The following is a 23416-nucleotide window of genomic DNA, read 5'->3' as shown; positions in this document are numbered from 1 at the left end:
TGTGCGCCCCCTTCGCGAGCAGGCTCGCCCCCACAGGTGCAACGCACGCCAGTGTGGGAGCGAGCCTGCTCGCGAATGCAATCTGTCCGGCGCTGCAAAAATCACTGATGGAAAGTAAAGCGATCCTTCCCCGCGTGCTTTGACTCATACAGCGCGTCATCCGCCTTGACCAGGGCCTGATTCAACGTATCGCCATCCTCCACCCGCGTCACACCGATGCTGATCGTGACCGGGTGCTGCGTCGGTTGGTCGCGAACCACCCGGCACAATTCACCCGCCAGTGCTTCGACATCCTCGCGCCGCACGCCCGCCAAATAAATCGCGAATTCCTCGCCACCCAGCCGCGCGAATTCGTGCTGCACCATCACCGTTTTTATGTCCGCTGCCACGCGTTTCAGCACTTCATCGCCGATGTCGTGACCGTACACATCATTCACCTTCTTGAAGTTATCGATGTCGATCATCGCCAGATAATGGTCGTGCTCGCGAGGGACGGCTTGCAGGTGTTTTTGCGCCACCGTCATGAATGATCGACGGTTGGGGATTTCGGTCAGCGTGTCGTTGTAGGCCTGATCCAGCAACAGTCTGGACATGATGTAGTTGTAGAGCTTGGCCTCGCGCAGTTTGAGAAAGGTGTAGATGGTCAGTGAGCAGAGAAACACGCTGTAGCAAATGGTCATCACCCCTTTGAGCTCGAACAGATCGACTCCGGTATGGATGAACGGATTGAGTACCAGCCAAGTGATTGCCTGTGCGGCGAAAAACGACCAGCGACTCAGTGGCAGCACCGAAGCGCTGTACAGCGTGCTGGCGGCGGCCAGCACCAGCCAGACGCCATGGAAAGTTGGCGGCAGCCCGTCGACTATCAGGCGAATGCCCAATGTGATGGTCGCGACAAACAACAGGTTCAACACGTTGAAGTGCCTCGCCTTGCGGGTGAACAGCAGCACCAGCGTCAGAATCGCGAATGCCGTCATGAACACCATCGACAGCCAGGTAAAGCCCTGGCCTGCGAGGAAACTGACGATCAGGTCGAACGCCACCCAGACACTAATGCTGGCGATATAGATCAGTACGCAGAACGAGTGCAACCGTTCGAACTCATGCTGGATGAACTCGTTCCATACGGCGGCGGGCGCGGTTTTCTTCAGCACTTGCTCTTCAATGGTTTTGTACATCGCCAACCTGATGCCTGTGCTGGTTGTCGAGAATCACCCGGCCCCAAGGGCGGTAACGCAGGGAAAACACAGCGCTGTTGTGACAGCCGGCAGGCGTCGCATCGGGCTGCGCAGGCTCGGCACGAAACGGCTGGCCCTCGGCACTGACCTGCCGGAACGCCTCGCGCACGATACCCACGGAGCAGGGCAGGGCACTCGCATAACCATTGCGCACCAGTGGCGACAACTTGCCCGTGCCTGCGCCATCCTGCCACCACACCTGAATGCCCGCAGCGCTCAGTTCGCCCAGCCATTGCCCATTGACGCTGGGGGCAAGTTTGCCGGCGCTGAAGGCACTGATGTGCAACGGTGCATCAAGCTTGCTGGCAAAATCCTTGAGCTGACGCTGCAGCGTGGCTCGGCGGTCTGCCGCGAGGAAATGGAAGTCATCCAGTTCCAGCGGCAGGTACCAGCCACTGACCGGCAGTTTCCAGTCCTTGCGCAACTTTTGCTGCTGACCCAGCGCTTGTCCCAGTTGCGCCTGCCAGTAAGTGCCGAGGCCGGCGCTGTCCAGTTCATCGATGCGCTGGTAGTAAGCCGGATCCATCCTCAGCCCCAGGACCAGTTGCAGGCCGTGTTGTTGCGCCAGTTTCAGGCTGTTGGCGAGCCAGCCGTCGGCGCCGCCAAAGTCCGAATCTCCGTAAGCCGTCCACTGCACGATCAGCGTCCGGGTGCCTTGTCGGGCGGTGTCCCGCCAGATCTGCTGCCACTGCGCCTGAGTGAGACTGGCGTCGACATTCAGCGGTTGATAGAACACGCGCTCGTCGGCACGTACGACGACGGCGCCCAGCAACAGGCAGAAAAACATTATCCAGCGCGCCATCAGAAGTTCCACTCCACGCCCAGCAGCACACCGTTGCCGCCTTCATACAGATTGCCGCCCAGCGACTGCTGGTATTCGGTGCGCACCGTCAACTTCGAGCGGTAAGCGTTGTAGCGATCCTCGTCGTACCACCATTGCCAGCGCAGGCCGATCCCGGTGCGCAGGTCCTGGCGCCAGTCGTTGCTCGGGTCCTGACTGACAAATTCGAGGAAGCCGTATGGCATGATCGTCTGCGCGGCGTTGGACGGCAGCTTCCACGCATGACCTTGCTGGAAACGCGACAGCCACTGGTGATCGCCGGCCTTGGTCCACCACGCGGCATCCAGATAGAGGAAGCGTTCGTCCCAGTCGCTTTCATCCACCCGCCAGTCGTTGCGGTACTTGCCCTGATCGAGGAACGAGGCCGTGGCGCGCAGCAGGTAGTCGGTGGTGGTGTGGCCGTCCTGGCGATGATCGTCGAGCTGGTCCGAGAGTTTGTGCGGGTTGATCATCTGCCCCAGGCTCAAACCATGGTTGTCCTGATCATCGAACTGGCTCTGCTTGTAGATCTCGGCGTAAAGGTTGATGTTCTGCGTACCCCACGGTTTGTACCGCAGGCCGACGCCTGCCGCAGCGGATTCAGCGTAGCTGGAGCGACTTTGACCACCGAGCAGCACCCGCCCGTAGACCGACAGCGTACTGCCGGCGCGGCTCGGTTCTTCACCCAGGGCGTGATCCCACATCGCCACCTGCACGTTCTGCGAGTTGGCGCTGCGACGCGAGTCTTTGCTGTCGTCGTCGCGCAGGAAATCGTTGGTGGACACCCCTGCAGGCGACCAGGTACTGGCAATGGTGAAGCTGTCACGCCGGGACAAGGTTTCGTGGGCTCGACGCTGACGGTAGCGCCGGGCTTCCATGCTGCCGTCTTCGTCGTCGGCGGCCACCGGATTCTGTTCCAGATCAATGACCCGACGCAGTTCCTTGCGTGCCGAGGCGCTGTCTTCGACTTCGTCATAGCGCCAGGCGAGGGTTTCGCCCAGACGATAGTCCTCGGGGAAATCCCGGGTGGCTTGCTGCAGATACGCAATGGCGCGGGCGCGCTCCTCGCGAGTGGGCGCGCCGGACAGGCGCATGCCGTAATCAGCGCGGTAACGCGGGTTATTCGGATCGCGGCGTACCGCCTCCGCCAGCCAGACGTTGCTCTGCGCCAGGTCGCCGGCCTTTTGCGCAGTGACGGAAGCGGCATAGAAATGTCCGGCGTCCGGCGCTTGTTGCAACGCTTGACGCTGGCGTTGCAAGGCCTGGGCATGATCGCCACGGGCATCGGCAATGGCCGCGCCGAGCGCCCATTCGTTGGCGCCGCGGGTTGTGCTTTGTTGCCAATAGCGTTCGGCGGTCTGGCTGTCACCGGCATTCAGCGCGCTGCGGCTGGCAGTCAGTCGAGCGTTGTCGCTGAGCTCGGCAGCAGGGAGGCTGCGCCAGATCGCCAAGGCCCCCGCGGAGTCACCTGCCGCTTCCAGGGCATAGGCCAGTGGCAAGCGGCTGCTTCGGTCACCGAGTTTTTCCGCTTGCTGGTAATAAACCACCGCTTCACCGGGACGATCCGGCATGGCACACCGACCCAGCGCACGATAGTCCCCAGCGGCTTGCGGATGGCTGCCAATCGCTTGTTGAACAGCTTCGCACTGGCCGTTTTCCGCCAGTTGCGCAAGCAGCTGGCCACGAGTGGCGCCGTCGATATGGCTGATCAGTGACGCCATCCGCCGCTGTTGTGCGGGTGTCGTATCTTTGGCTGACGCGTAGAGGCCGGCCAGGCGCTGAAGCGCTGTGGCAGGCAGGCGCCCGCCGACGCGGTCATAGGCGTTTTCCAGCAGTTCCTGTGCGTGCGCACGATCGCCGCTGTTGAGCGCCAGGAAACTGGCCTGATTCAGCGACGCCAGATCGCCGGTCTGACGGTAGTGGTATTCCCACAGTGTCTGTTCTTCGGTGTGGCGGCCCATGGACTGGGCGAGTTGCGCGCGGCGTTTGACTACCGCCGGGGTCTGCTGTTGCCCCGCGAGCCAGACCATGACTTTGCTGCTCTGACCCTGCTCCTGCCAGACGTCGAGCAGTTGTGCCTGTCGACGGCTTTCCCACGGCGGCGGCAAGGTTGTGCTTTGCAGCAGGTCGGTAGCTTGCAGGCGCTGGGCGAGTACCAGCCACGCTTGGGGATCATCACTTGGTTGGCAGCCGCGCAGTTGTTTCAACGCTGCTTCCGGATCGTGACGCGACAACCAGTCGACGGTTTCCAGGCAGGGGCGCTGCAGGTCGTTGCTCAGGCGTTGCACGCTGGGTACATCGTCGGTCTGGCGTGCCAGTTCCCACAGCCGCTGGCGCTGGGCCGGATCTGCCAGATCTTCTGCAGGCAGTGACTGCAGCCAGCGCTGAGCCTGTTGATCGTGTCCCATGGCGATGGCGCGATCGACCATCGCCAGACGCACCTTGCGTGCGGCGTCAGGACTGGGCGCCTGTTGCAGCAGTTGCTGCAGCGGCCTTTCGTCCAGGCGCTGCACATAGGCATTGGCCAGGCGTTGCCAGCCCTCGGCATCCAGTTGCTTGCGCGCCGCGAGCGGGGCCAGTTGGTCGATGGTGCCGCTCCAGTCACGCAATTGCTCGGACCAGTTGGCGCGGGCCAGACGCAAGATATTGTCATCGCCCTTGGGGGCCAGTTGTGCCAGCCAGTCGTGGGCCTTGGCCGCACCGCCGAACTTGGCCAGGCTCAGACTGTAGGCCTGCCACAGGCGCACGCGGTCATTGAGGTCGCTGCCCGCCATCCACTGTTCAACCTGAGTGCTGCTCGGCGGATCCTGTTCGATCCAGGTCAAGCGCAAGTCCAGCGTGGCTTCGCTGTCGTTGGCCGGCAAGGCTTCGACGGCGTCCTTGTAACGTCGTTGCTTGGCCAGGGATTCCACCAGCAAAGCCCGTGCTTCATCGTTCTTCGGAACCTTTTCCAGCAGGTGGCGCATCAGCCGCTCGACTTCTTTCCAGTTGCCTTTTTTCGCCTCGCGGTAGCTGCGGTCCATGTACGGATAGCTGCGGAACTGTTCAAAGTCGCTCAGCGGCGCAGCTTGCAGCGGGTAGGCGGTGCTCAGGCCGAGTAGCAGGCTGCCCATCAACAAGGTATGACGATGTACAGGTTTCATGCGACCTCCCGGACGATGCGGTAAGCCGCTTGTTGTTCGCTGGCCTGATCGGCCAGGGCTTGCTGGAGCACTTGCTGAGTGATCATGCCGCGGGAAATCAGGTGCTCGCCGAGGGACATCCGTTCCGCATCGAAATCGATCAGTGCCTGATTGAACAGGGGCGGCGGCACCATGCCGCGCACTTGCAGCAGGTTGCCGAGCAGTACCTGATGGCGGCTGACGCGTTCCAGCAGGGCCTCATCGTCCTGATGACGCTCGAGCACTTGCAGCATATGTCGCACTTCCTCACTTTGCCGGGGGCTGGCGTACCAGTAGCGAATCCCCAATGTCACGCGGCCTTGCGGTGCCAGTCGGCAACGCACCGGGCGTTTCAGCTGGCGACTGATCGCGCCGAGCGATACCTGACTGACCGGGCCTTCGGAGGCCAGCACCAACGTGTCGCCTTCCTCGGCAACCGGTAGCACGCCGTAGTGCGAAGCGACCCGGCGCGGCACTGCGTCGATCAGGCGCTTGTCGAGCTTGAACGGATTAAGCGGAGCCCATTCCAGCTCCAGTTGTTCGGCCAGTTCCTGTACGAGTTGGGTACTGTTGATGTACTCACGCAGTAGCAGTTCGCGACCCAGGCGCCGACGCACCGGGCTGGTGATCGCCGCTTCCAGCTGATCTTCGGTAAGCAGGCCTTTTTCCACCAGACGGTGGCCCAGCGGCGTCCGTTGCGCCTTGGTCAATGCTGGAAATTCATGGGTGGTCTTGTCCCATGCCACGCGCCGCGAGTCGCCCATCTCCATGACCTGGCGCAGCGCGCGCAGGTTGGCGAAGAAGTTGACGAAGTTGCTCCACATCATGCGGGGTGCCGAGAGCAGGCCTTCCACCAGACCGTAATAGCGGGTGACGAACCAGCCACGCTGGAACAGCCGGTTGAGCAGCATGAAGCCGTTGAGCCAGAGCAGAACCGAGAGCAGCGAGCTGTCAGAGAGGATCGATGGATAACGCCACGATTCGGGCGAAATCACCGTGACCAGCCACATCGCGATGAGAACCACGAACAGCAGGTTGACGAGGAAACTCAGCATGTAGGCGATCAAGCCGCGCCGGTCACGCCACAGGAAGTAGTTGAGCAAGCCCTTGCGGCTCCAGCCAAGGTTCTTGGTGCCCTGGAATACGATGCCGACGATCCAGCGTGATTTCTGGCGGATCGCGTGTTGCAAGTCGCGAGGAAAGTGCTCGCGCACGCAGATCACCTGGGAGAACTCGCGGTTCATGCCGAACACCCAAGGCTGCTCCAGTGCCAGTTTCGGATCGCTGACCGAATAGCGGGCAAAGATGCATTTCATGCCTTTCTGCTTGAGACGGAAACCGATGTCGTAATCTTCGGTGAGACTCTGCACATCGAAGGCGATGCCATCGCCGTCTTCGAGCAGGGCGCTGATGGCCTTGCGACTGAAGCAGGTGCCGACACCGGCGCTCGGCACCTGGCCGGTCAGCGCTTCGCGCACGATAACGTCCTTGCCGTGGTTCTCGGCGAACTCGTCGACATAGTGCCCGGCGGTGAAGCCTTTCCACTCCGGCGCATAGGGGTAGACCGGAATCTGGATCAGATCCTTGTTCGGCAGCAGGTAGTTGTAGAGGCGCAACTCCATCGGCGAAATCACGTCCTCGGCGTCATGCAGGATGAAACCGGCAAACTGGATTTTCGCCTCGCTTTCAAAGCGCAGGATCGCGTCGATGATGTTGTTCAGGCAGTCGGCCTTGCTGGTCGGGCCAGGGCGGGCGCAGACCACTTTGTGCACGTTGGGGTAGTGCTGACAGACCGCGTCGACGTCAGCCTGGGTTTCGGCGTCGTTGGGGTAGGTGCCGACGAAAATCTGATAGTTCTCGTAATCGATGGTCGAGGCGGCCAGACGGGCCATTTCGCCGACCACACCGACTTCATTCCACGCCGGCACCATGATCGCCAGTGGCTTCTCGGGAATGCTGTAGAGGCGCTCTTCGTCGGCGCGCTCGAATTTCTCGTAGATCCGCCAGCGCCGGATCAGTTTGCGGAACCAGTAGACCAGGTCGATGAACAGGTCATCGAGGCCGAGGATGAACATCAACAGGGCGAGAGCAATCGCCACATATTTAAGAGCAAACAGCACGTACGCAAAGAAGTCGACCCAACCCAGACTCATACCCCGGTACCCGCCGCCGAGCGTGCGCTCAACCAGGCGTGGAGGCGGGTGGCAATCAATTCGCTGGCGTGGCCGTCGCCATAAGGGAAGTGCACGCGGCTCATACGGGTGTAGGTGTCTGCGTCATCCAGCAGCCGGCTGGACTCCTCGACAATACGCGCCTTGTCGGTTCCCACCAGCAGCATGGTGCCACTCTCCAGCACGGACGGCCGCTCCGTGACGTCACGCAGCACCAGCAGCGGTTTGCCGATGGCCGGCGCTTCTTCCTGCACGCCCCCGGAATCGGTGAGGATGAAATGCGCACGGCTCATCAGCCACACGAAGTTAGGGTAGTCCTGCGGGGCGATCAGATAGATGTTGGGTTTGTCCGAAAGAGTGCCGTACACCACCTCCTGCACCAGCGGGTTGAGGTGTACCGGGTAAACGAACTGGACGTCGGGATAACGCTCGGCCAGTTCGGCCAGCGCCTGACAGATGTTGCGGAAGCCATCGCCGATGTTTTCCCGGCGATGGCTGGTGATCAAAATCATCCGGCGCTGTTCATCGAGGGCTGCCAATGGTGAATCAGCTGCTGGCTGCCAAGCGGTTTTCTGCTGATGATCACGCATCCACAGCAAGGCATCGATCACGGTGTTGCCGGTGATTTCGATGTTGTCCTCGGGGACACCTTCGCGCAGTAGATTGGCGGCTGTTTTGGATGTGGGAGCGAAATGCAGGTCGGCGATCACTCCGGTGAGGCGCCGATTGGCCTCTTCCGGCCAGGGCGCGCGCAAGTTGCCGGTGCGCAACCCGGCTTCGACGTGACCGATCGGCAATTGACGATTGAACGCGGCGAGGGCGGCGATGAAGCTGGTGGTGGTGTCGCCGTGTACCAGCACGATATCCGGTTTGACCCGGTCATAGGCCTGGTCGAGTTGTGCCAGCAGATGTTGCGAGAGGCCGTTGATGGTCTGGCCCTGAGTCATCACTTGCAGGTCTTCGTCGACCGCCAGTTCGAAGGCATCGAGCACCTGGGTGAGCATCTCCCGATGCTGGCCGGTGGAGCAGATGTTCAGTTGGATGTCAGGCCACTGACGCAGAACCCGGGCTAACGGGGCCATTTTGATGGCCTCCGGACGAGTACCGAAAACCATCATGACTTTAAACGACATTGACCCCTCCTGGGACATGGCAACGCTTGGGCGCAACTGCCGCGAGCGTGTGTTCTCTTACTGAGAAATAAAGAAAAGCAGCCAGATGGGAGCTTGTCCAATCCGGCCTGAGGCTTGTGTGTTACTGATGATTTGGAACGAAAGTGCCATCGGTTGATGGCTCTTAGGTGGCACTTTCAGCAAAAGTTCCGCTGACGTGTGCGAGGGAGGGTGCAGAGTGTGCACAGGGTGCGGCGTAACCAGGCCAGATCGTGCCGTGGCTGGCGGGTGGCGGCCGGCGCCTTGGTCTTGCCGATGTGCCTGGCGAAATCATCACTTAATGTTTCTGGCGTGCCGATGCCTTTGAGCTTCTTGATCAGCTTGCCGTTCTTGTAGAACAACACCGTGGGCGTGCCGGTGACCAGCGGATGGCGCGGTGACTGGCGCGTGTCGAGCATGTAAATGTTCGCCCGCAGCCGATACGGCTCGGCAACCTCACGAAACACCGGTCCGGCCCACTCGCAGGCGGGGCAGTATTCGTTGGCGAAGTACAGGATCACCGGGCGCCAGGTTTTCAGGGCTTTGCGGTAGGTGGGCGGAAGGTCTGAAAGGCGAGATGTCGAACGCATGGGAACCTCCTTGAAAAGCGCAGTACGCGTTGCTGACGCTAATCCCATGGGTGACTTTCCTCTACTGTCAGAGTTGACAGTAGACCGTGCGCCTTTTCGGTGAACGCGCACTCAAATGTGGCCCGAGTACTCGAGCGGTGTAGCCCTCGGTAGCGCTTGAAAAAACTCACCGCGGGTTACACCCGTCCAACATTGTTGGGCATCTTGTTGATTCCAAAAACATTTCAAACCACTACAGATTCCACCTGATTCCTGTGGCACACTTTCTGCTGTCTATTCCGTAGTAACAAACCGTGTTCCGGTATAGCGGAATAAACATCATCCTGGAGTGCTTGCCATGCATCGCCGTCCTTCGTTGTTCAAAGCGTGTGTTTTTGTTCTTGCGGCTTCGTCCGCTGTCATGGGCATGGCCCAGGCAGCCGACAGCAAACTCGACAGTGTTCTGGCCCGTGGGAAGCTGATTGTGGGTACCGGCAGCACCAATGCGCCTTGGCACTTTCAGGGCGCTGACGGCAAGTTGCAGGGTTTTGATATCGACATCGCCAGGATGGTGGCCAAAGGTCTGTTCAATGATCCGAACAAAGTCGAGTTCGTGGTGCAGTCGTCCGATGCGCGAATTCCCAATCTGCTGACCGACAAGGTTGACATGAGCTGCCAGTTCATCACCGTCACCGCGAGCCGTGCGCAGCAAGTGGCGTTCACCTTGCCGTACTACCGCGAAGGCGTCGGCCTGCTGCTGCCGGCCAACAGCAAGTACAAGGAAATCGAAGACCTGCAGGCCGCCGGCGACAGCGTCACCGTGGCCGTGCTGCAAAACGTCTATGCCGAAGAACTGGTGCACCAGGCGCTGCCCAAGGCCAAGGTCGATCAGTACGACAGTGTCGACCTGATGTACCAGGCGGTGAACTCCGGCCGCGCCGATACCGCTGCCACTGATCAGTCGTCGGTCAAGTACCTGATGGTGCAGAACCCTGGCCGCTACCGCAGCCCGACCTACGCCTGGAGCCCGCAGACCTATGCCTGCGCAGTCAAACGCGGCGATCAGGACTGGCTGAACTTCGTCAACACCACCCTGCATGAGGCCATGACCGGCGTCGAGTTTCCGACCTACGCGGCCTCGTTCAAGCAATGGTTCGGTGTCGATCTGCCGTCGCCGGCGATCGGTTTCCCTGTCGAATTCAAATGATCCCGTGAGAGTGGGGCGACTCGAATCGCCCCGCTCAAGGTACTGCTGACCATGAACTATCAGTTGAACTTTGCCGCCGTATGGCGCGATTTCGACACCTTGCTGGCGGGGCTCGGTCTGGGCCTTGAACTGGCGCTGGTGTCGATCGCCATCGGTTGTGTGATCGGCCTGCTGATGGCGTTTGCCTTGCTGTCGAAGCATCGCGCCTTGCGGGTGCTGGCCTCGGTGTACGTCACGGTGGTCCGTAACACGCCGATTCTGGTGTTGATTCTGTTGATCTACTTTGCCTTGCCGAGTCTGGGGATCCGTCTGGACAAGATCCCGTCGTTCATCATCACGTTGTCACTGTATGCCGGGGCCTATCTGACCGAAGTGTTCCGTGGCGGCTTGCTGAGCATCCCCAAGGGCCAGCGTGAAGCGGGGCTGGCGATCGGTCTTGGTGAATGGCAGGTCAAGGCCTATGTCACGGTGCCGGTGATGTTGCGCAACGTGTTGCCGGCGCTGTCGAACAACTTCATCTCGCTGTTCAAGGACACCTCGCTGGCTGCCGCGATTGCGGTGCCGGAACTGACCTATTACGCGCGCAAGATCAACGTCGAGAGCTACCGGGTGATCGAAACCTGGCTGGTGACCACGGCGTTGTATGTCGCGGCCTGTTACCTCATTGCCATGCTGCTGCGTTACCTCGAGCAGCGTCTGGCGATCCGCCGATAGGAGGCTGTGATGTACCAATCCCCCAGTTGGTTGCATGAGTTGTGGGTGGCACGCGAGACGTTGCTGCAAGGGTTTCTGACCAGTGTGCAGGTGTCGGCGCTGGCGATTCTGTTTGGCACGTTGCTGGGTGTTGTCACCGGTCTGGTGCTGACGTACGGCAAGTTCTGGATGCGCGCGCCGTTCCGCTTTTACGTCGATCTGATTCGCGGCACACCAGTGTTTGTGCTGGTGCTGGCGTGCTTCTATATGGCGCCGGCGCTGGGCTGGCAGATCAGCGCGTTTCAGGCCGGTGCGTTGGGCCTGACGCTGTTCTGCGGCTCGCACGTTGCCGAGATTGTGCGCGGAGCCCTGCAGGCACTGCCGCGCGGGCAGATGGAGGCAAGCAAGGCGATCGGCCTGACGTTTTATCAATCCCTTGGCTACGTGCTGCTGCCACAAGCGTTGCGGCAGATCCTGCCGACCTGGGTCAACTCGTCCACCGAAATCGTCAAGGCCTCGACCTTGCTCTCGGTGATCGGCGTGGCCGAATTGCTGCTCAGTACGCAACAGATCATCGCCCGGACCTTCATGACTCTGGAGTTCTATCTGTTCGCCGGTTTTCTGTTTTTTGTCATCAACTACGGCATCGAATTACTCGGCCGGCACATTGAAAAGCGGGTGGCCCTGCCATGACTCAAGCTCAAGTTTCCACCGTTGAAAACGGCCAGCCACTGCTGGACATTCGTGGCCTGCACAAACAATACGGCGCGGTCGAAGTGCTCAAGGGCGTCGACCTGAGCATGCAGCGCGGCAATGTCGTGACGCTGATCGGCTCCAGCGGCTCGGGCAAAACCACGCTGCTGCGCTGCGTGAACATGCTCGAAGAGTTCCAGGGCGGGCAGATCCTGCTCGACGGCGAATCCATCGGTTATGACGAAGTCGGTGGCAAGCGCCTGCGCCACGCGGAAAAAGTCATCGCCCGCCATCGCGCAATGACCGGCATGGCCTTCCAGCAATTCAATCTGTTTCCGCACCTGACGGCGTTGCAGAACGTCACCCTGGGCCTGCTCAAGGTGAAGAAAATGCACAAGGACGAAGCCGTGGTGCTGGCCGAAAAATGGCTGGAGCGGGTCGGCCTGCTGGAACGGCGCAATCACTTTCCCGGTCAGTTGTCCGGTGGTCAGCAACAGCGGGTGGCGATCGCCCGGGCGATCGCGATGAACCCGAGCCTGATGCTCTTCGATGAGGTCACCTCGGCCCTCGACCCGGAACTGGTCGGCGAAGTGCTGAACGTGATCAAGGGCCTGGCCGAGGACGGCATGACCATGTTGCTGGTGACCCACGAGATGCGATTCGCCTTCGAGGTCTCGGACAAGATCGTTTTCATGAATCAGGGGCGGATCGAAGAGCAAGGGCCTCCCAAGCAGCTGTTCGAACGCCCGCAATCACCGCGGCTGGCTGAGTTTCTCAAGAGCACGCGGTTTTAACTTCAGGTTTGTAATCAGGAGAAGTACCCATGAGCATTACCCGTTTTGGCACCGGCAGCACCGCCGCTGGTGGCCAGCCACGCCCATTCGCCCGCGCCGTTGAAGCGGATGGCTGGCTGCACGTGTCCGGTCAGGTGCCGGCAGTGGATGGCGAGATAATCGCTGGCGGCATCGTCGAACAGACCCACCAGACCATGAAGAACCTGATCGCGATTCTCGAAGAGGCGGGTTATGGCCTGGAAGATGTGGTGCGCGCCGGGGTGTGGCTGGACGATCCGCGGGATTTCAGCAGTTTCAACAAGGTCTTCGGCGAGTACTTCAAGCCTGAGCACGCACCGGCGCGAGCCTGCGTGCAGGCGAGCATGATGGTCGACTGCAAGGTCGAGATCGACTGCATCGCGTACAAGAAGAAGGCCTGAGATTTGCGCCGAATTCTTCGCGAGCAGGCTCGCTCCCACAGGGGATTGCATTCCAGATGTGGGGGCGAGCCTGCTCGCGAAAGCGATCTAACCGTCGACACCGCACTCTCGGTAAACTCCCGGCACATTCATTGGGAACTGAAGACATGACCGAAGACACCATCAAACGCCGGGCCCGCGGTCTGGACCGGGCGTTCGATATCCTCGATTTCCTCAAGGAAATCGGCCAGCCGTTGCGTCCGAACGACATCGCCAATGGCATCGGCGGTCCGAAATCCACGGTCTACGAGCTGGTTGCCTCGCTGCTCGAACGGCGGATTCTGGAGCCGGTGGGCAAGGACGGTCACGTCTATCTCGGTCGCCAGTTGTATTTCCTCGGGCAGGCGCACTTGCGCCATTTCGACCTCAGTCGCGAGGCCGATCAGGCCTTGCAGGAAATCGTCAGCCAGACCCGGGAGACCGCGCAGATGTGCCTGCTCAACGGGCGCAAATACACGGTGGCGTTGATGAAGGAGGGAGAGCGGCATTTTCGTATTTCTTCTGACATTGGCGAAAACGCGCCGATCCCGTGGACGGCCTCGGGGCGCCTGCTGCTGGCGCACCTGAGTGACCAGCAGATCATCGACCTGATCGACGAAGACGACTACATCCTGCCCGACGGCGAACGCCTGCCGCTGGAACGCTTTCTGGCGGAAATCCGTCAGGCCGGCATCGATGGCTTCTTCTCCTTCGACAGTGTTGCCGACACCTTCACCCATTGTTTCGCCGCCCCGGTCAAAGACCCCGGCGGCGTGGCCATCTGCACCCTGTGCATCGTTGCCCCACGGGCTGATGCGAAGAACAATTACAACGACTATCGCCGGGTTCTGATCGAGAGCGCCAACAGCCTCGCCCGGCGGATCAACGAATAACCGCGGCTGCCTGCCGGCCGCGACAGTGAGGAGTTCGACCATGACGACTGCCATCAATTCTGCTGTGGAAAAGGGCGATGCCGCCATCGGCGCGCATCTGGTGCGAGACGTCAGCCTGCCAGCGCTGGTGCTGCACCGCGAAGCGCTGGAGCACAACATTCGCTGGATGCAGAAGTTCGTCAGTGACAGCGGCGCAGAGCTCGCGCCGCACGGCAAGACCAGCATGACCCCGGCCCTGTTCAAGCGTCAGCTCGGCGCCGGTGCGTGGGGCATCACCCTCGCCAGCGCGACGCAGACTCGCGCTGCGTATGCCCACGGCGTACGCCGGGTACTGATGGCCAACCAACTGGTCGGCACGCCGAACATGGCGCTGATTGCCGATCTGCTGGCAGACCCTGCCTTCGATTTCTACTGCATGGTCGATCACCCGGACAACGTCGCCGATCTGGGTGCCTACTTCGCCTCGCGCAGGGTCAAGCTGAACGTGATGATCGAGTACGGCGTGGTCGGCGGCCGTTGCGGTTGCCGCAGCGAGCAGGAAGTCATCGAACTGGCCAAGGCGATCAGTGCGCAGCCGGCGTTGGCCCTGACCGGGATCGAAGGCTACGAAGGCGTGATCCACGGCGATCACGCGGTCAGCGGCATTCGCGAATTTGCTGCGTCGCTGGTGCGCCTGGCGGTGCAACTGCAGGACAGCGGCGCGTTTGCCATTGCCAAGCCGATCATCACGGCCTCGGGTTCGGCATGGTATGACCTGATCGCCGAGTCGTTCGAAGCGCAGAATGCGGGCGGACGTTTCCTCAGCGTGCTGCGTCCGGGCAGCTATGTGGCCCACGATCATGGCATCTACAAGGAAGCGCAGTGCTGCGTGCTTGATCGTCGCAGCGATCTGGATGAAGGCCTGCGCCCGGCGCTGGAAATCTGGGCCCATGTGCAATCGATGCCGGAACCGGGCTTTGCGGTGATAGCCCTCGGCAAACGCGATGTGGCATTCGATGCCGGGCTGCCGGTGCCGTTGCTGCGCTACAAGGCCGGTGGGGTGCCGGCGGTGGGCGACGATGTCGGAGCGTGCAAGGTGACGGCGGTGATGGATCAGCATGCGTTCATGACTGTGGCGCCGGGCGTTGAACTGCGGGTGGGTGACATCATTTCCTTCGGCACTTCGCACCCGTGCCTGACGTTCGACAAGTGGCGGGTGGGGTTGCTGGTGGATGAACAGTTGGCGGTGGTCGAGAGCATGGAGACCTGTTTCTAAGGCCTGAAACCGAGGTGCAGCCATTCGCGAGCAAGCCCGCTCCCACATTTGGAATGCATTTCCCTGTGGGAGCGAGCCTGCTCGCGAAGGCGCCAGACCAGACACCATCGAGCAACTGGAGACCCACCCAATGACCACCCTCAGCCCCCTGGGCCCGAACACCCCGCGCATCGCCCTGATCGGTGAGTGCATGATCGAACTCCAGCACCGCGCCGACGGCAGCCTGCAGCAAAGCTTCGGCGGTGACACCTTGAACACGGCGGTGTACCTGTCCCGCGCCCTCGGCGATAAAGCTCAGGTCGATTACGTCACGGCGCTGGGTGACGACAGCTTCAGCGACGCCATGTGCCAGAGCTGGGCCGAAGAAGGCATTGGCCTGCAAAGGGTGCAGCGTCTGCCCGGTCGCTTGCCGGGACTGTATTGCATCCAGACCGACGCCAACGGCGAGCGTCGTTTTCTCTACTGGCGCAATGAAGCGGCGGTGCGCGACTGCTTCACTACACCGGCCGCCGAGCCGATTCTGGCCGCGCTGGCGGATTACGACGTGTTGTATTTCAGCGGTATCACCCTCGCAGTGCTGGGCGCCAAGGGCCGCGAACGATTGATCCAGACCCTGATCGAGGCCCGGCAGCGCGATGCGCGGATTGTCTTCGATAACAACTATCGACCACGCTTGTGGGCCTCGCAGGAAGAGGCTCGGGCGGCGTATCGCAGTGTGTTGCCGCATGTCGATCTGGCATTGCTGACCGTGGATGACGAGCAGGCGCTGTTCCATTTTGCTGATTGCGATGCCGTGTTCGAGGCTTATGCGCAGGTCGGCACACCGGAAGTGGTGCTCAAGCGTGGCGCCGAGGCGTGTCTGATTCGCTGTGATGGCGAAGCGTTCGAAGTGCCGGCGCAGAAGGTCGAGAAGGTCGTGGACACCACGGCGGCGGGGGATTCGTTCAGTGCGGCGTATCTGGCGAGCCGCTTGCTGGGGGGCAGCCCGGCTGAGGCGGCCGAGGCGGGGCATTTGCTGGCGAGTCGGGTGATTCAGGTGCCAGGGGCGTTGATCCCCAAGTAAGCGGTGAATGGCCGTTTGCTGCGCAATCGGTTCGCGAGCAAGCCCGCTCCCACAATGACGCATTCCAACTGTGGGAGCGAGCCTGCTCGCGAAGAGGCCCTGGAGCCAAACACTCAACCGCGAAAAAACACCTGCACCAAGTGATAACCGAACGAGCTCCCACAGTGACGCATTCCAAACTGTGGGAGCGGGCTTGCTCGCGAAGAGGCCCTAAGGCCAAACACTCAATCGCGGAAAAATACCTGGACCAGGTGATAACCGAACTTGCTCTTGATCGGTCCATGCACCGTGCGCAACGGCTTCTTGAAGATCACCGCGTCAATCGCGCCGACCATCTGCCCCGGCCGCACTTCACCCAGATCGCCGCCGCGTTTGCCGGACGGGCAGGTCGAATATTTCTTCGCCAGCACATCGAACGCTTCGCCCTTGGCAATGCGTTGTTTGAGCTGTTCGGCCTCTTCGGCGGTTTTCACCAGAATGTGGCGGGCTTGGGCTTTCATCGTGCGATACCTGTAACGGGGTGACGGCGGGGCGCGGGATTATGCCTCAAGTGACGGCGTTTGGTGGATCATCGTGCGGATCTTGTTCGCCAGCACGTCAAGCGAAAACGGTTTGGCGACCATGTCCATGCCATCCTCCAGAAAGCCTTGGCGCTCGGCGGCTTTCTGCGCATAACCGGTCATGAACAGGACTTTCAGGCCAGGGCGATGCTGACGGGCGATTTCCGCCAATTGGCGGCCGTTCATGCCCGGCAGGCCGACGTCGGTTACCAGCAAGTCCACGCGCAGATCCGACTCCAGCAGCGGCAGGGCGGCGCTGGCGTCGGCGGCTTCGTGGGCGAGGTAACCCAGCTCCTTGAGCAAGTCGAGGACCAGCATGCGCACCGCCGGGTCATCCTCGACCACCACCACGGTTTCCCCGGACCTGGCAGCCGGCGCGGTGCTGAGGGTTTCCACGATTGGCCGCTCGGGCTCCAGCAGATTCAGGCGCGGCAGGTACAGGCGCACGCAGGTGCCCTGATCGGGCAGGCTGTCGAGGCTGACATGGCCGCCCGACTGCTGGGCGAAGCCATAGATCATCGACAGGCCCAGCCCGGTGCCCTGGCCGATCGGTTTGGTGGTGAAGAATGGATCGAACGCCTTGGCCCGCACCGACGGGGTCATGCCGGTGCCGTTATCGCTGACCGCCAGCATCAGATAGTCGCCGGCCTTGACCGGTTCGAGGGTGGTGATGTCGCTGCCGTCGAGGTAGACGTTGGCGGTTTCGATCAGCAGTTCGCCGCCATTGGGCATCGCGTCCCGGGCGTTGATCACCAGGTTGAGCAGGGCGTTTTCCAACTGACTGACATCGGTGCTGATCGCCCATACATTGGCGGCCAAGTGCAGTGTGAGGTCGATCGGATCGCCCTTGGTGCGGCGGATCAAGTCCTCCAGCGAATGAATCAGCTCGTTGACGTTGAGGGGCTTGCGGTCCAGCGACTGTCGGCGGGAGAACGCCAGCAAGCGATGAGTCAGGGCGGCGGCACGGTTGGCCGACGACACCGCCGCCTCGGTGAAACGTCCGATCTCATCGGCGCGGCCATCGGCGATGTAGCGTTGCATCAGGTCGAGACTGCCGATGATCCCGGTCAGCATATTGTTGAAGTCGTGGGCGATACCGCCGGTGAGCTGGCCGACCGCTTCCATCTTTTGCGCATGGCGCAAGGCATCTTCGGCGCGCTCGCGTTCGAACATCTCGTTTTGCAGTCGCTGATTGGCCTGGGCCAGTTGTTCGGTGCGGGCGCTGACCCGCTCCTCCAGGGTTTCATTGAGATTGCGCAGGGCTTCTTCGGTCTTTTTGCGTTCGGTCTCGTCGATCACGAAAATGTAGAAACCGTTGACCGCGCCATCGGCACCGTGGCGCGGCAGGTAGTTCATCAGCGCATGGCGGTTGCTGCCGTCACGGTGGGGGGTGTACAGACTGAACGAGCAGGATCGCCCGGCCAGCGCTTCGGCGATGTACGGCGCGCGCAAAAAGTAGGCTTCTTCGCCGATCACGTCGCGAATGGTACGGCCATACAGCTCCTGCGGGGTGAGACCGTACCAGTCCAGATAAGCAGCATTGTTCAGGCGAAAGCGCTCTTCATGGTCAACGTAACTGATGAGGATCGGCATCGCGTTGATGATCAACTGCAACTCCGTCTGGCTTTGGCGCAGCGCCTGCTCGGTGTGTTTACGCTCGGTCAGGTCGAGTGCGGCCCCGAGGAACCGTACCGGGCGCCCGTGGTGATCCTTGTAGCAGCGGCCTCGGGCAAACACCCAGCGCAGTTCGCCGTCGGCGCGCAGCAGGCGATATTCCTCGGCGTATTCGGTGCCATGGGTGATGCAGTGCTTGATGCTGCGGGCGATCAGGGCGCGGTCTTCGGGATGCACGCCTTGCAGGTAATCGCTGATCGGCAATTGGCTGGCCAGCGCCGGATCGATGCCATGCAACTGGGCGAAATGGGCGTCGGCGATGAAGCGGTCTTCGCCGATGTCCCAGTCCCAGGTGCCGACGGCATCGGTGGCGGCCAGCGCGAGCTGCAGGCGTTCTTCAGTGTTGCGCTGGGCTTTGAGGCTTTCTTCGGAACGGCGTTGCAGTTCGAGCGCGATGCGTCGGCGTTCGTTGGTTTCAATGGCGGTCACCAGAATGCCGGCCACTTGCGCATTCTCGTCCCGGATCGGGCTGTAGGTCAGGTCCAGCCAGAAGTCGGATTCCTTCCCTTCGCGTTGCAGGGTAAATCGCCGCTCGCTGTAGGTGCGCACCTGGCCTTGTAGGACGGCTCGATAAATCGGGTCGGTAAAGTCTTGAAGTTCCGGCCATATAAGGTGTGCCGGCTGTCCGAAAGCGTGCGGATGCTTGCTCCCGGCGAGCATCGCGAAGCCGTTGTTGTAGATCTGTGTGAGCTGCGCGCCCCACAACAGCAGCATCGGCATCGGCGAGTGAATCACGATGTCCACCGCGGTGCGCAGGCTTTGTGGCCAAGTGCCGGCCGCGCCCAAAGGCGTACGACTCCAGTCGGTACGGGCGATCAAGGCTTGGGCGTCGTCGGGGGAAGGGGCTGCGTTCATCACATCTATCCTGAGCGTCGGTCAGTGCGTAGGCGTCTACTATTCTTGCACTTGCGGTAGACGCTGTATGACCCATTACGTCACGACACTGGGTTATTTCTGTTCATTGAATGCTTCGCGGGTGCTTTTTGCCATGGAAATCGATGCACTGTTGATCCGCCTGTCGAGCCAGCACGGCTCTGACCTTTTCCTCTCCACCGGCGCGCCGCCCAGCGCCCGCATCGACGGCGTGCTGACGCCGTTCAGCGAGCGGCCGTTCAAACCGGGTGAGGTCCAGGCCATCGCCAACTCCTTGATGGACGCCGAGCAGCGGCGCGAGTTCGATCGGGAACTGGAAATGAACCTGGCGATTTCACGCACCGGTGTCGGGCGTTTTCGCCTGAACATCTTCAAACAGCGCAACGACGTGTCAATCGTGATCCGCAACGTCAAACTCGATATCCCGCGCTTCGAAGACCTCAAGCTGCCTCCGGTGCTGCTGGAAACAGTGATGCTCAAGCAAGGGCTGATTCTGTTCGTCGGCGCCACCGACTCCGGCAAGTCCACCTCGCTGGCCGCGCTGATCGATCACCGCAACCGGCACAGCAGCGGGCACATCATCACCATCGAAGACCCGGTGGAGTATATCCATCGGCACAAGCGCTCGATCATCAACCAGCGCGAAGTCGGGGTCGATACCCGCAGTTTCCAGGCCGCGCTGAAAAACACCCTGCGCCAAGCGCCGGATGTGGTGCTGATCGGCGAAATCCGCGACCGCGAAACCATGGAGCATGCCCTGACGTTCGCGGACACCGGGCACCTGGTGCTGTCGACACTGCACGCGCACAACGCCAATCAGGCGCTGGACCGTATCGTCAATCTGTTCCCCGAAGAACGCCGCCCGCAGTTGCTGCATGCGCTGGGCAACAATCTCAAGGCGTTTGTCTCGCAACGACTGGTGCGCACCCTCGACGGGCAGCGGCGGGCGGCGGTCGAAGTCATGTTGGGCACCCCGACCATTGCCGACCTGATCCGCCGCAACGAGTTGGGCGAGCTCAAGGGCATCATGGACAAATCTGCCGAAGTCGGCATGCAGACCTTCGACGCTGCGCTGTATGCGCTGGTGGTGGAAGGGGTGATCAGCGAAGACGAGGCGCTCAAGCATGCCGACTCACAAAACAATCTGCGCCTGCGCCTGAAGCTGCATGCCGAAGCAGCACCGACGCCGGCACCACCGGCATCGGGGGATTGGGGCCTGATGGATTAACCCTTGCCCCTGTGGGAGCGGGCTTGCTCGCGAAGGCGCCGGTTCAGCCGCCATCTTCACCGAATGACCCACCGCCTTCGTGAGCAAGCCCACTCCCACCCTAGATCCCGGATAGCCCCGAATTCTCCATCCACCGACGCCCCCCCTGTGGGAGCGGGCTTGCCCGCGAAGGCGCCGGTTCAGCCGCCATCATTCACCGAATGACACACCGCCTTCGTGAGCAAGCCCACTCCCACCTTAGATCCCGGATAGCCCCGAATTCTCCATCCACCGACGACCCCCTGTGGGAGCGGGCTTGCTCGCGAAGGCGCCGGTTCAGCCGCCATCTTCACCGAATGACACACCGCCTTCGTGAGCAAGCCCACTCCCACCCTAGATCCCGACCAGCCGCAGATCCACCATCCACCGACGACCCCCTGTGGGAGCGGGCTTGCTCGCGAAAGCGCCGGTTCAGCCGCCATCTTCACCGAATGACCCACCGCCTTCGTGAGCAAGCCCACTCCCACCCTAGATCCCGGATAGCCCCGAATTCTCCATCCACCGACGCCCCCCCTGTGGGAGCGGGCTTGCTCGCGAAAGCGCCTGTTCAGCCGCCATCTTCACCGAATGACACACCGCCTTCGTGAGCAAGCCCACTCCCACCCTAGACTCCGGATAGCCCCGAATTCTCCATCCACCGACGACCCCCTGTGGGAGCGGGCTTGCTCGCGAAAGCGCCGGTTCAGCCGCCATCTTCACCGGATGACCCACCGCCTTCGTGAGCAAGCCCACTCCCACCCTTGATCCCGACCAGCCGCAGATCCACCATCCACCGACGACCCTCTGTGGGAGCGGGCTTGCTCGCGAAAGCGGTGTGTCAGTCACATTGTTATCAACTGACAGATTGCCTTCGTGAGCAAGCCCGCTCCCACAAGGGGATGGCGTGCTAATCCGATAACTCCGGGCGATGGCGAAACTGCTCCAGCGCCTCGGGATTGGCCAGCGCATCGGTGTTTTTCACCGGCTCACCGTGCACCACATTGCGCACGGCAAGTTCGACCACTTTGCCGCTGATGGTGCGCGGGATGTCAGTGACGGCAACGATCTTCGCCGGCACATGGCGCGGTGTGGTGTTGGCGCGAATCACCTGGCGGATCTGTTGTTGCAGGTTGTGATTCAGCGCCACGTCATCCTGCAGGCGCACGAACAACACCACGCGCACATCGTCCTGCCATTGCTGACCGATGGCCACGCAGTCCAGCACCTGCGGGACTTTCTCCACCTGACGATAGATTTCCGCCGTGCCGATGCGTACGCCGCCGGGGTTGAGCACCGCGTCGGAGCGGCCGTGGATCAGCATCCCGCCGTGGGGCAATTGCTCAGCGTAATCGCCCTGGGCCCAGACCCCGGGGAACAGGCTGAAATAGGATTTGCGCAGCTTTTCGCCATCGGCATCGTGCCAGAGCCCGACGGGCATGGCCGGAAAGTGCCGGGTGCAGACCAGTTCACCTTTCTCGCCGATGACGGCGACGCCCGCGTCGTTCCACACTTCAACCGCCATGCCCAGGCTCTTGCCCATGATCTCGCCACGGCGCACCGCGGACATCGGATTGCCGTTGACGAAGCAGGACACCACATCGGTGCCGCCCGACATCGACGCCAGGCACACGTCGTACTTGAAGTCGCGGTAGACGAAGTCATAGCTCTGCGGCGACAGCGCCGAGCCGGTGCAGAGCAAGGTCTTGAGGCTACCCAGGTCATGGCTGGCGGCCGGTTTGACGCCGCTGCTTTCCAGCGTCGCCAGAAACTTGGGGCTGGTACCGAACACGCTAATGCGCTCATCGTCGATCAGGTCGAGCAGGCGTTGGTTATCCGGATGAAACGGCGAGCCGTCATACAGCACCACCGCGCTTCCGACCGCGAGGGCCGAGACCAGCCAGTTCCACATCATCCAGCCGCAGGTGGTGTAGTAGAACAATCGGTCGCCGGGACCGAGATCTACGTGCAGGCCGTGCTCCTTGGCATGCTGCAACAGCACTCCCCCGGTACTGTGCACGATGCATTTGGGCACGCCGGTGGTGCCGCTGGAATACAGCACGTAAAGCGGGTGATTGAAGGGCACCGGGACGAATCGCGGCTCGCCGCCGGGTTGGTAGAAGTCGTCCCACAACGTCACGTTGGCGTGGGTGTGGTAGTCCCCGATGCAGGCCTGCGGGCGGGCATAGGGCACGATGATCAACTGTTGCAGCGACGGCAACTGCGCGAGGATTTCGTTGACTTTGGTGGTCTGGTCGATGTCTTTGCCGGCGTAACGGTAGCCAGCGCAGGTGATCAGCACTTTGGGTTCGATCTGGCCGAAACGGTCGATCACCCCGTGGGTGCCGAAGTCCGGCGACGAGCAGGACCAGATTGCGCCCAGGCTGGTGGTCGCGAGCATCGCCACCAGCGTCTGCCAGGTATTCGGCATGCACGCAGCCACGCGGTCGCCGAGGCCGACACCGGCGGCCTTCAGGCTGGCCTGAACACCGGCAACCTGCTCGGCCAGTTCGGCCCAGGTCAGTTGTTCGCGCTGACCGTTTTCCGCCACGGCAATCACCGCTACGGCATCGTCGCGCCGGCGAAGCAGGTGTTCGGCAAAATTCAGGGTCGCGCCGGGGAACCACTCGGCGCTGGGCATGTGCGCGCCTTCACGCAGGACGGCGTCGGGCTGGGTGTGAAAACGGATGTCGAAGCAGTCGACAATCGCCTGCCAGAACGCCTCGCGATGTTCGACGCTCCAGCGGTGCAGGTCGTTATAGCTGCTCAGGGCCAGGCCATGACGCTGATTGATGTCGCGGCGAAAGTGATCCATGCGCGAGTGGGCGATACGCTCGGCATCGGGTTGCCAGAGGATGTCGGACATTGGTTTGCCTCTTGTTTTGTTGTTCATGCACACGCCAGGGTGACGCATCACCCAC

18 protein-coding genes are annotated in these 23416 nt (G+C 61.6%); 9 read left to right on the top strand and 9 right to left on the bottom strand.

Annotated elements, in window-relative coordinates:
• Nucleotides 1-101 precede the first annotated feature (101 nt).
• From AC0J41_RS13575 to AC0J41_RS13550, 6 genes are all read right to left on the bottom strand, one after another.
• Complete coding sequence (locus tag AC0J41_RS13575; RefSeq protein WP_473015908.1) at nt 102-1178, bottom strand: GGDEF domain-containing protein; 1077 nt, start codon at nt 1176-1178, stop codon at nt 102-104.
• Nucleotides 1162-2040, bottom strand: a complete 879-nt coding sequence (locus tag AC0J41_RS13570) for a DUF4434 family protein (protein WP_473015907.1) — start codon at nt 2038-2040, stop codon at nt 1162-1164. Before AC0J41_RS13570 ends, AC0J41_RS13575 begins: the two co-directional genes overlap by 17 nt.
• Nucleotides 2040-5201 (bottom strand): NfrA family protein, encoded by a 3162-nt coding sequence (locus AC0J41_RS13565; RefSeq protein ID WP_473015906.1) that lies wholly within the window; start codon nt 5199-5201, stop codon nt 2040-2042. The genes AC0J41_RS13570 and AC0J41_RS13565 overlap by 1 nt, the downstream gene beginning before the upstream one ends.
• Nucleotides 5198-7372: a cyclic di-3',5'-guanylate-activated glycosyltransferase NfrB gene (gene nfrB / locus AC0J41_RS13560; protein WP_473015905.1), complete on the bottom strand. Its 2175-nt coding sequence runs from the start codon at nt 7370-7372 to the stop codon at nt 5198-5200. Before nfrB ends, AC0J41_RS13565 begins: the two co-directional genes overlap by 4 nt.
• The gene (wecB, locus tag AC0J41_RS13555; protein ID WP_473015904.1) at nt 7369-8523 is read right to left on the bottom strand and encodes a non-hydrolyzing UDP-N-acetylglucosamine 2-epimerase; all 1155 of its coding nucleotides are present in this window, start codon (nt 8521-8523) and stop codon (nt 7369-7371) included. The genes nfrB and wecB overlap by 4 nt, the downstream gene beginning before the upstream one ends.
• A 176-nt stretch (nt 8524-8699) precedes the next feature.
• Nucleotides 8700-9131: a thioredoxin family protein gene (locus AC0J41_RS13550; protein ID WP_473015903.1), complete on the bottom strand. Its 432-nt coding sequence runs from the start codon at nt 9129-9131 to the stop codon at nt 8700-8702.
• Nucleotides 9132-9468: 337 nt separating this feature from the next.
• Here AC0J41_RS13550 and AC0J41_RS13545 point away from each other — a divergent pair, with 337 nt between their 5' ends.
• From AC0J41_RS13545 to AC0J41_RS13510, 8 genes are all read left to right on the top strand, one after another.
• Nucleotides 9469-10317: a transporter substrate-binding domain-containing protein gene (locus AC0J41_RS13545; protein WP_329698218.1), complete on the top strand. Its 849-nt coding sequence runs from the start codon at nt 9469-9471 to the stop codon at nt 10315-10317.
• Nucleotides 10318-10368: 51 nt separating this feature from the next.
• Nucleotides 10369-11031 (top strand): amino acid ABC transporter permease, encoded by a 663-nt coding sequence (locus AC0J41_RS13540; protein ID WP_003225455.1) that lies wholly within the window; start codon nt 10369-10371, stop codon nt 11029-11031.
• Between the two features lie 9 nt (nt 11032-11040).
• Nucleotides 11041-11703, top strand: coding sequence for an amino acid ABC transporter permease (locus AC0J41_RS13535; RefSeq protein WP_025112526.1), 663 nt, complete (start codon nt 11041-11043; stop codon nt 11701-11703).
• A complete protein-coding gene (locus AC0J41_RS13530; protein WP_025112525.1) occupies nt 11700-12497 on the top strand; it encodes an amino acid ABC transporter ATP-binding protein in 798 nt (265 codons plus the stop codon). The genes AC0J41_RS13535 and AC0J41_RS13530 overlap by 4 nt, the downstream gene beginning before the upstream one ends.
• 29 nt (nt 12498-12526) lie before the next feature.
• Nucleotides 12527-12916, top strand: a complete 390-nt coding sequence (locus tag AC0J41_RS13525; protein WP_025112524.1) for a RidA family protein — start codon at nt 12527-12529, stop codon at nt 12914-12916.
• A 146-nt stretch (nt 12917-13062) separates the two neighbouring features.
• Nucleotides 13063-13827, top strand: coding sequence for an IclR family transcriptional regulator (locus AC0J41_RS13520; protein ID WP_025112523.1), 765 nt, complete (start codon nt 13063-13065; stop codon nt 13825-13827).
• A 40-nt stretch (nt 13828-13867) separates the two neighbouring features.
• Entirely contained in the window at nt 13868-15082 is a 1215-nt protein-coding gene (locus AC0J41_RS13515) for an amino acid deaminase (RefSeq protein ID WP_473015902.1), read from the top strand.
• Nucleotides 15083-15212: 130 nt separating this feature from the next.
• Nucleotides 15213-16145: a sugar kinase gene (locus AC0J41_RS13510; RefSeq protein ID WP_473015901.1), complete on the top strand. Its 933-nt coding sequence runs from the start codon at nt 15213-15215 to the stop codon at nt 16143-16145.
• A gap of 224 nt (nt 16146-16369) precedes the next feature.
• Here the strand turns inward: AC0J41_RS13510 and AC0J41_RS13505 are convergent, their stop codons facing one another.
• Together AC0J41_RS13505 and AC0J41_RS13500 are read right to left on the bottom strand one after the other, a co-directional pair.
• On the bottom strand, nt 16370-16645 hold the full coding sequence (locus AC0J41_RS13505) for a peptidylprolyl isomerase (protein WP_003225447.1): 276 nt from the start codon (nt 16643-16645) through the stop codon (nt 16370-16372).
• Nucleotides 16646-16684: 39 nt separating this feature from the next.
• Entirely contained in the window at nt 16685-19234 is a 2550-nt protein-coding gene (locus tag AC0J41_RS13500) for a PAS domain-containing hybrid sensor histidine kinase/response regulator (RefSeq protein WP_473015900.1), read from the bottom strand.
• A gap of 133 nt (nt 19235-19367) precedes the next feature.
• On the opposite strand from AC0J41_RS13500, the gene AC0J41_RS13495 reads away from it, so the two are divergent.
• Nucleotides 19368-20480, top strand: a complete 1113-nt coding sequence (locus AC0J41_RS13495) for a PilT/PilU family type 4a pilus ATPase (RefSeq protein ID WP_473016001.1) — start codon at nt 19368-19370, stop codon at nt 20478-20480.
• A gap of 925 nt (nt 20481-21405) precedes the next feature.
• On the opposite strand, the gene AC0J41_RS13490 is transcribed toward AC0J41_RS13495, so the two are convergent.
• Nucleotides 21406-23361: an acetoacetate--CoA ligase gene (locus AC0J41_RS13490; protein WP_473015899.1), complete on the bottom strand. Its 1956-nt coding sequence runs from the start codon at nt 23359-23361 to the stop codon at nt 21406-21408.
• Nucleotides 23362-23416: the final 55 nt, after the last annotated feature.

The organism is Pseudomonas sp. Arb-4-2C, assembly GCF_055755015.1.
The sequence above is the reverse complement of the archived record's forward strand: the minus strand, read 5'-3'. Positions and strand labels throughout refer to the sequence as shown.

Bases quoted from the DNA above. Each gene is read 5' to 3' on its own strand.
- AC0J41_RS13545 (WP_329698218.1), top strand. From the start codon at position 9,469: ATGCATCGCCGTCCTTCGTTGTTCAAAGCGTGTGTTTTTGTTCTTGCG.
- AC0J41_RS13570 (WP_473015907.1), bottom strand. From the start codon at position 2,040: ATGGCGCGCTGGATAATGTTTTTCTGCCTGTTGCTGGGCGCCGTCGTC.
- AC0J41_RS13490 (WP_473015899.1), bottom strand. From the start codon at position 23,361: ATGTCCGACATCCTCTGGCAACCCGATGCCGAGCGTATCGCCCACTCG.
- AC0J41_RS13550 (WP_473015903.1), bottom strand. From the start codon at position 9,131: ATGCGTTCGACATCTCGCCTTTCAGACCTTCCGCCCACCTACCGCAAA.
- AC0J41_RS13495 (WP_473016001.1), top strand. From the start codon at position 19,368: ATGGAAATCGATGCACTGTTGATCCGCCTGTCGAGCCAGCACGGCTCT.
- AC0J41_RS13530 (WP_025112525.1), top strand. From the start codon at position 11,700: ATGACTCAAGCTCAAGTTTCCACCGTTGAAAACGGCCAGCCACTGCTG.
- AC0J41_RS13540 (WP_003225455.1), top strand. From the start codon at position 10,369: ATGAACTATCAGTTGAACTTTGCCGCCGTATGGCGCGATTTCGACACC.
- AC0J41_RS13535 (WP_025112526.1), top strand. From the start codon at position 11,041: ATGTACCAATCCCCCAGTTGGTTGCATGAGTTGTGGGTGGCACGCGAG.
- wecB (WP_473015904.1), bottom strand. From the start codon at position 8,523: ATGTCGTTTAAAGTCATGATGGTTTTCGGTACTCGTCCGGAGGCCATC.
- AC0J41_RS13500 (WP_473015900.1), bottom strand. From the start codon at position 19,234: ATGAACGCAGCCCCTTCCCCCGACGACGCCCAAGCCTTGATCGCCCGT.
- AC0J41_RS13575 (WP_473015908.1), bottom strand. From the start codon at position 1,178: ATGTACAAAACCATTGAAGAGCAAGTGCTGAAGAAAACCGCGCCCGCC.
- AC0J41_RS13520 (WP_025112523.1), top strand. From the start codon at position 13,063: ATGACCGAAGACACCATCAAACGCCGGGCCCGCGGTCTGGACCGGGCG.
- AC0J41_RS13525 (WP_025112524.1), top strand. From the start codon at position 12,527: ATGAGCATTACCCGTTTTGGCACCGGCAGCACCGCCGCTGGTGGCCAG.
- AC0J41_RS13510 (WP_473015901.1), top strand. From the start codon at position 15,213: ATGACCACCCTCAGCCCCCTGGGCCCGAACACCCCGCGCATCGCCCTG.
- AC0J41_RS13565 (WP_473015906.1), bottom strand. From the start codon at position 5,201: ATGAAACCTGTACATCGTCATACCTTGTTGATGGGCAGCCTGCTACTC.
- AC0J41_RS13515 (WP_473015902.1), top strand. From the start codon at position 13,868: ATGACGACTGCCATCAATTCTGCTGTGGAAAAGGGCGATGCCGCCATC.
- AC0J41_RS13505 (WP_003225447.1), bottom strand. From the start codon at position 16,645: ATGAAAGCCCAAGCCCGCCACATTCTGGTGAAAACCGCCGAAGAGGCC.
- nfrB (WP_473015905.1), bottom strand. From the start codon at position 7,372: ATGAGTCTGGGTTGGGTCGACTTCTTTGCGTACGTGCTGTTTGCTCTT.